The organism is Nitrospira sp. BLG_2 (genome assembly GCF_049222245.1).
Genome location: NZ_JBLYIG010000414.1, coordinates 1 through 3,511, shown reverse-complemented (window position 1 = coordinate 3,511; position 3,511 = coordinate 1). Strand labels below are relative to the sequence as shown.

Below are 3,511 nucleotides of genomic sequence, written 5' to 3'. Positions count from 1 at the left end.
GTAAAAGTCCGAGAAAACGCAACTGCCAATCAAGAACTGGCACTCGCAGCCTAATTTAGGCTGAGACGTCGTTCCATCTGAGGCCCGCGGGGGTGGAATGGCGTGATGCAGCGGGCTGGTCCCAAGCCGGTGCTCAGCGGCCGAGGACGAGAACTTCCTGGGCTAGCGGCCGTTCTAAGCCTGCCGATGGGCGTGGATGGCTGCGAAGCTTAAATTGTCGGCTACACATGTAGACACAGTGCACTGACGATCTTCGGACAGGGGTTCAACTCCCCTCGCCTCCACCAAATTTAAGGACCTCAATCATATGATCAACCTCCTGCTCCACTTTCGATAACCGAGCTTTGGGTGAGGTCTAGACCATGACAGCACCGCTTCGGCAAGGAGCCTGGCGACTTCTTTTCTAACAACGGCGACCCCTTTCTCAGTGAACACGGCGTGTTGGATTGCATCCAACAGCCGTGATCCCACCACCGGATGTAAGACCTGATCGTATTTTGACTGACCCATAGCCCACGATACTTCTACCCCGGAGCAACCATATTTTGTTGGCAAAGCACGACGAATTTCGTCCGCACATCATGCAGGTCAGTAGCCCGCTGAGGGCTGTCGCGCACCACGTTGAGTTAAGCTTAGACCGACGCCGAAAAGCGACGCCTGGTGGCGGGATCCCTTCAGCGTTCAACCCCTCGACGATCTTGACCGGGCTTACTCCATCCGCAAATTCTTGGAAGCGGTGACCGAAAAACGATAGAGAGGAGACATGATTGAGGCGCTCAGGAATGTTTCCGCAGTTTCTTTGCATAATGCCATCTCTGCACGGATGGCCGCCCAATGGCAACGTAGCTTGCGTCGTCGTTCGAACCATCGCTGACTACCGGCCAGTACAAATCCGATCACGATGCCAATACTCGTAGGGGTTGCCGTCACGATGGCTTTGATGATTTCCTCGTTCAATCCACCAATTCCGAGACTTTGCACTTCAGCGCCTTCGCCAACTTTTCGAGCGTAGCAAAATGCGGGATTCTCGCGCCCCTTCTCCAGCGCCACAATATAAGGGTGAGTCACCCCAGTCCGCTTGGCAGTGCGATCTGGTTCAGGTTACGTTCGAGACGCAGCTTCTTTACATTTCATCTAAGATGTTTATTAACATTAATAATTAATGCTTATATATAAGTAAAGTGTCGGACCTCTCTCCCTGGTCTAGCTTGCTAGAAATTTGATAACTTCTTATCGTTCTCCGATTGGTGCTCCAGATCTCCGGTTTTTCACCAATTCACTCTGCTCAAGTTTTTGTCTGAGCTTCTGGGTATATTCTGAGACGGTGTGCTGAAACTTGTTTAGGCAGGCCAAATCATCATGAGGTCGGGCATATAAGCCCTGTATTTCCATTTTTGTTTGAAGATTTCCTACCTGAGTGAGAAAAACGCCTATGAGGATTCCTTCACAAGGAACAATACCATCCAAGTACCTGTCTGTCTGCGCGCGAATCTCGCCCTGGCTGGGATCAGCCTTCTTAATGGAAAACTTCATTTCTTCCAATGCATCCGAGGCAATTCGATAGGCTGTGGAGTACGGCACATCATAGGTTCTACCGCCTCCCGTCGCATGAAGGTCATCTGTTGTGACTGTGGCACATCCGCCACACATTAATAAAAGAAGAGTGCCAATGACCTGAATTGTTTTGTTCATGGTTTTACCAAGGTAGCTCGTTTGGAGGTTAGTGCATGGCTTCTTCGCCATCTGACAATGGCCGTTCCTGATACTTCAACCACTCGAAGAATTTATGGAAGGACTGTGGATAGACCACAGGAAACCGATTCTAAAAGGGCTTATGAGTCGGACGCAAGCCGGTTTGGCTAACATACAGGTATTTTAGCTATACATCGAGCCGCTGCCCTGAGTTCGGTCCCTCAGCATCGCCCGAAGAGGTCCATCCAATAGTTAAAGCCAGCCTTCTTTCTTCAACACATCGGTTCGACTCGACTAAGTTCTGTCGGTAGAAGTCACTGAGCAACTCCGCAACCGTCGGAAGGGGTAACGCCGCCTAACACCCGTGTTTCGTCATCATAGGGCGTGGATCTGCTCGGCTATCACCGCGCCGATATCCCGACGCGCAAAGAATTCCTCGATGAGCGAACGCCGTGCGTCTACGCGTTCTTCAGTCACGTTCCGCGTTTCAACCGCGGCAATCCTCTGAAACTCCCGCTCCGACACTTTTAGACAGACTTCTGTCTCCAAGTAAGTGAGCCGTGCCTGTGGCAGCGCGGCCGACGCCCGCAAGATCGTGACCTCGTCAACGTCTGCTTTCACACGAGACGAGCTGTCGTCACAGGAGCGAGCAGTAGGTCGAGCTGATCCAGTTTTGCTCGACTATCATCAAGCTCTCTTTTGCCTCCAGGACGGTACGCCGCTCACTCACGGCTACGATTTCATCGCTGGACGCTGACTGTTGATTCAACAGGTTCAACATGCCTTCCTCCTTTGGTTAATCGAGTCGTCCGGTCATGCGGCAGAAGGCCTCCTTCACGGCTAAATCCGACCGGACTTTGAGGTAAGCGCGACTTCCGCACGAAACACAGGCATCAAGTGTTCCATGACACGATGGACATTTTCCACGCTCACCTCGACTTCGTGCGGATTCGACACCTCAGTATTGTTGGCGTGCCAATCGATTTCAGTTCGTTGACATGTACAGTTAGGCATTGATTGTCTTCTGTAAATCTTGACAGTTTCCATCTACCCCTCGAAATGGTACTTCTGAGTTCTCGGCGTGGTAGCGCTTGGCGCAAATGGCGTCCCAACGCCTGGAACCTGCCAAAGAGGTGTCATGATGAAAGTCGGCCTTGCTGTGTCGATCGTGGCTCTAGGACTTGCCTACGCGTGCGCCGCGCAGGCGCAACAGAAGAAACCAAATATCGTCGTTTTTTGGGGCGACGATGTCGGTCAATCGAACATCAGCGCCTATTCACAAGGGTTGATGGGCTACAAAACGCCAAACATTGATCGCATTGCGCATGAAGGCATGATCTTCACGGACTACTACGGTGAACAAAGTTGCACCGCTGGGCGAGCCTCGTTTATCACCGGCCAGTCTGGCCTGCGCACCGGCCTCACAAAGGTGGGCCTGCCTGGGGCAACGCTGGGCTTGAGGAAAGAGGACCCGACGGTTGCTGAAATGCTCAAGCCGCTCGGATATGCGACAGGGCAGTTCGGCAAGAACCATCTCGGCGACCGCAACGAGTTCCTCCCCAGCGTTCATGGGTTCGACGAATTCTACGGCAACTTGTATCACCTGAACGCGGAGGAAGAGCCTGAGCTGCCGGACTACCCAAAGGATCCATCATTTCGCGCTCGGTTCGGTCCACGGGGAGTATTGGACTGCAAAGCGTCCGATAGGGACGACTCGACCGAGGATCCGCGCTTCGGCCGCGTCGGTAAGCAGGTGTGCAAGGACACCGGACCGCTGACCAAAAAGCGGATGGAAACAATCGACGACGACATTGTCGCA

5 protein-coding genes and 1 other RNA gene are annotated in these 3,511 nt (G+C 52.8%); 2 read left to right on the top strand and 4 right to left on the bottom strand.

What is annotated here, in order from left to right; genetic code table 11:
• Positions 1 to 287, top strand: a transfer-messenger RNA (tmRNA) gene (gene ssrA, locus ACOSYY_RS11430); the annotation flags it as partial.
• A 421-nt stretch (positions 288 to 708) separates the two neighbouring features.
• Here ssrA and ACOSYY_RS11425 read toward each other — a convergent pair.
• The 4 genes from ACOSYY_RS11425 to ACOSYY_RS11410 all read right to left on the bottom strand — a co-directional run bounded on the left by ACOSYY_RS11425 (position 709) and on the right by ACOSYY_RS11410 (position 2,473).
• Positions 709 to 1,068: a hypothetical protein gene (locus tag ACOSYY_RS11425; protein ID WP_421662501.1), complete on the bottom strand. Its 360-nt coding sequence runs from the start codon at positions 1,066 to 1,068 to the stop codon at positions 709 to 711.
• 162 nt (positions 1,069 to 1,230) lie between these two features.
• The gene (locus ACOSYY_RS11420; RefSeq protein WP_421662500.1) at positions 1,231 to 1,692 is read right to left on the bottom strand and encodes a hypothetical protein; all 462 of its coding nucleotides are present in this window, start codon (positions 1,690 to 1,692) and stop codon (positions 1,231 to 1,233) included.
• A gap of 375 nt (positions 1,693 to 2,067) precedes the next feature.
• Entirely contained in the window at positions 2,068 to 2,313 is a 246-nt protein-coding gene (locus ACOSYY_RS11415) for a hypothetical protein (RefSeq protein WP_421662499.1), read from the bottom strand.
• Between the two features lie 16 nt (positions 2,314 to 2,329).
• Positions 2,330 to 2,473, bottom strand: coding sequence for a hypothetical protein (locus tag ACOSYY_RS11410; RefSeq protein WP_421662498.1), 144 nt, complete (start codon positions 2,471 to 2,473; stop codon positions 2,330 to 2,332).
• Between the two features lie 357 nt (positions 2,474 to 2,830).
• On the opposite strand from ACOSYY_RS11410, the gene ACOSYY_RS11405 reads away from it, so the two are divergent.
• The coding region (locus tag ACOSYY_RS11405; protein WP_421662496.1) for a sulfatase-like hydrolase/transferase at positions 2,831 to 3,511 on the top strand (681 nt) is incomplete at its 3' end.

Excerpts from the sequence above, each read along its gene's own strand:
- ACOSYY_RS11420 (WP_421662500.1), bottom strand. The coding sequence starts at position 1,692 with ATGAACAAAACAATTCAGGTCATTGGCACTCTTCTTTTATTAATGTGT.
- ACOSYY_RS11410 (WP_421662498.1), bottom strand. The coding sequence starts at position 2,473 with ATGTTGAACCTGTTGAATCAACAGTCAGCGTCCAGCGATGAAATCGTA.